The sequence below is a fragment of the Streptococcus sp. 27098_8_22 genome, from assembly GCF_041432415.1.
Classification (GTDB): domain Bacteria; phylum Bacillota; class Bacilli; order Lactobacillales; family Streptococcaceae; genus Streptococcus; species Streptococcus pseudopneumoniae_M.
Genome location: NZ_JAPVZP010000017.1, coordinates 1 through 3,237, shown reverse-complemented (window position 1 = coordinate 3,237; position 3,237 = coordinate 1). Strand labels below are relative to the sequence as shown.

2 protein-coding genes are annotated in these 3,237 nt (G+C 29.1%); one reads left to right on the top strand and one right to left on the bottom strand.

Annotation, left to right across the window (positions count from 1 at the left end):
- Positions 1-953, top strand: a 953-nt coding sequence (locus tag O3633_RS10280; protein ID WP_049530595.1) for an ATP-grasp domain-containing protein, incomplete at its 5' end; no start/stop codon positions are given.
- Here O3633_RS10280 and O3633_RS10275 read toward each other — a convergent pair.
- Positions 934-3,237 (bottom strand): hypothetical protein (locus O3633_RS10275; RefSeq protein WP_371621209.1); only part of this gene is annotated, 2,304 nt, incomplete at its 5' end. The two genes, O3633_RS10280 and O3633_RS10275, sit on opposite strands and share 20 nt — an antisense overlap.

The window sequence follows — 3,237 nt, the reverse complement described above, 5'->3', positions numbered from 1 at the left end:
TTATGAGATTAATAGTAATTTTAAATGTCAACCCAGATTCATCCATTCAAACAAAAATTATCGAAAATAGAGAATACACTCGCAATGAATTGAGAGATATTCTCCATAAAAGTTTTTCTAAATTTATCGATGAAATCATATTTTACGATAATTTTGAGAGATTCAAAAAAAGTGTTTTTAATCACCTAGACGACTTTGTGTTAAATTTTGATTTTGGATATAACAGCCGAATTAGAAACATGAGTGTCCCAGCATTTTGTGAAAATTATAAAATTAAATATTTCAACCCAGACCCATATGTACAAGTTTTATGTCAAGATAAATTTATGACAGAGAGATTTGCAGAAAATTTTGGTATAAAAGTCCCAAAAAGCTTGTTAGTATTTGATCATTCATACACTAAAGAAATTCTATCGAACTTTGAATATCCAATTATTATTAAACCGAACTATGAATCAGAATCAATAGGAATTACACAAAACTCTATTGTTGAAAATATGGAACAGGCAGATATGGCACTCAAGCAATTAATGAAGGACTTTGATGGTATTCTAGTAGAGGAATACATTGAAGGGAGAGAAGTAGCTATTACTATTTTGGAAAATGAAGGAGAGTTATTCTTTGAAGAAGTTGAACTTATTTTTCCAGAATCTAATGAATTCAAGTATCAGGCTTATACTTCAGAAATTAAACAAAAAATCGGTATAGAAATCGAAAAAAGTTGCTATTTAAGCGATAAAGATATTATCAACTTAAAGCAACTTTATAAGAACTTGTCTCCAAATAAATTGATACGAGTAGATGGTCGAATAAAAAATGCAGAATTTTATCTAATAGAGATCAATGCTAATCCTGGGTTGTATCCAAAATCTGTTGTACCTAAAACATTCAACATAAATGGCTATACGTACGATGAAATGATACAAACACTCTTTACTCATCATTTAAATTAAGGGGTAGTTTCCACGAAGTTTCATACATTAACTTCATTTCGTAATCATTCTTAATAATATCTTCCTCTATTTTATTTTTGTATTCTTCCATTTTTTCGAGGTTATACATTTTTTGATAATAATGATAGAGATTGTAGTAAATCTTATCCAAAAAACGCTTAAAAGATGTCTTTGAGATGAGTTCCTCCAATTCAACAACAATTGACTGACATTCAAGACTACCTACTCTATCCTTTAAGAGATAATAAACAACTAAATTATTGTAAATGGCAAATCGGTCATATTCATCATATGCGGTGATTTTTGCGCTATTAAGTAACTCCGGTATTGCTTCATCAATATCTCCACTATAAAATTTTATTGTAGCCTCGTTATGAAGAATCATATGATTATATACAAGTGATTCACCGAAATAGTTTCGAGCGGTTATTAAAAATTGTTCGGCACGAGAAACATCTCTTTCTACAGCATATAAGTAAGCTAGATAGATAGCATGAAGTCCTGAAAATTCAGAATCTTGTTCCTTAAAAATTCTCTCCGTAATTGACTGAACAATTTTTATACGGTCAGAAAATTGGCTATAAAAAACATTAGATAATCTGATTAAGTAGGGATATAGTGGATGAGTGTGTTGCGTACTTAATTCCTCGAAAATACGTTTTGCTTCTTCTCGTTTTTCAAGTTGTACTAAGTTCATTATTAAAACTAAAGAAAGCTGGAAGTATTGTGATGAGTTTTTATCTAGCTTAACTATATTTTTTTCAATATAGTTAATAGAAGCATCAAATTTTTCACATCGATTTAGTAATAATGCTTTGCCAAAAACAACCTTATCAATATTGTGAGAGATAAAATTAATGAAAGATAGGGATTGTTGATACAAATTAGCATCATAGGCAATTTTTACAAGTGTCAGTATAAAATCTTCATCAATTGTTTTTACATCATGCTGTATCAGATTGAATTTCTCAAAATAGGCTACACGCCCTTCTTGTGAATCAATTCTTATCAATCTCTCTCGAATTTTAGGGAAAATAGATTTGAGTTGTAAAAATTGGCGGTGAAGTAAATAATGGTCAACTAAAATATCAAGATATTCAGCACTATTAGTTTTATATAACTTTCGGCTAATATACTTAACTAAAAGAGAGCTTAGAGCTAGTCTTAACTTAGGGAAAAATGTTGTAGGGCTAACAACTATATCTATAAAATTAGGGATTGATAAGGAAGAGTGATTTCGTTCTAGTAAATCTTTGTTTACTAGAAAATCAATATTTTCCGAATCAAACTCCCCGTATAGTTGGGATAAAATTTCCATCAAATCAACTTGAGCTAACCTATTCTTTGTTAAGGAAAGTAAGATTAAAAGGGCTATTTGTTTGTCTGATAATTCTTCAACAATTTGTTTAATCGTCTGTAATTTTACTGTCCGATCCAACTGTACTCTATCATCAAAATCCTTTAAAATTGTGGAGATTTCTGCTAAATCTCCTTTTTCAACACTATCATGTAAAATTGTAAAATCAATTTGCTCATAATTCAATTCTAACTCTTCAGTTAATTGTTGGATGTAATGAAGAATATGTTCATTAGAAAGTCGATTTAAGTGATAGGTTTTAAGAAAAAATTTACTACTATTTTTCAAATACTGCTCCACTCTGTTATCATCACACTCAAAAATAAACAGGCATTGTTGAGAAGTAACTATTAATTTATTAAATAAATCCAAAGAAGAACGATCAATCTGAGATGCTTGTGGATACAAAATAGACAATTTTCTCTGTTTTAGAACATAATTAGCATATTCAAAGAGATTTTCCACTTGAGCTTTTAGCACAAATGTCTCATATTGAGTAGGTTCTTCTATCAATGAAGGTAAGTCAATCTCTGACGCTTCTAGTCCAATATTATTATCTTTAAAAAATGTTCCAATAAATGCTTTACCAAATATTGCTGAAATTTTCAGCAATATTTTAATAGCTTTATCACTAGTCATTTTTTTGGTGTAAAATTCTTTAAAATCATCATAACCATATTCGTTACTGATTTTATCCAATTCTATAACAAATCTTTTAAATGTTGAAAAATCATTGCTATCATCTAATGGAAGAACTTCTATAAAAGATAAGTTTAGTTTCTTAGATATTTCTTTAATAAATTCGGATTTCCCTACGCCTGAATCAGCTTTAATGATATAAACTTGATTCAATCCACGATTCAAATTATTAGTGTAATCCTTTTGTAAATTACGGAGCTCTTCTTTACGATTGATAAACTTCATGAC